This window comes from Christiangramia aquimixticola (genome assembly GCF_048285835.1).
GTDB classification, from domain to species: Bacteria; Bacteroidota; Bacteroidia; order Flavobacteriales; family Flavobacteriaceae; genus Christiangramia; species Christiangramia aquimixticola.
In genome coordinates, this window is record NZ_JBLVTL010000068.1 from 1 (window position 1) to 363 (window position 363).

The 363-nt window shown below is 47.4% G+C and carries 1 protein-coding gene; it reads left to right on the forward strand.

The features are described from left to right. A partial coding sequence (locus tag ACNKXV_RS13540; protein ID WP_417908260.1) for a MarC family protein occupies positions 1-363 on the forward strand: 363 nt, incomplete at both ends.

A 363-nucleotide genomic window follows, 5' to 3' on the forward strand; every position in this document is an offset into this window, starting at 1 on the left:
ATTCAAACCCGATCCTGAGGCTACTTCCAGTGCTTCAATCGTCCCGATTGCTTTTCCGCTGATTGCAGGAGCAGGTACCTTGACTACCATTCTGACCTTGAAAGCAGAGTTTGAGCAGGTAGACAAAGAAAAGGGAGTTGAATTTTCAGGTTTTCTTTCCCTTGAGCAGGAATTGAGCGCCACCACAGGGTTGATTGCTGGTATCCGCTATTCTTCCTTTACCCAGCTTGGTCCCGATTCTGTCTATCAATACCGACCCAATGCCCCACTCATTCCTTCCAATCAAATCGGTCAGGAAGTAGTGGGATCTGGAAAAGTGGCATCTTACTCGGGTTGGGAACCGAGGATTTCATTACGTCAAAA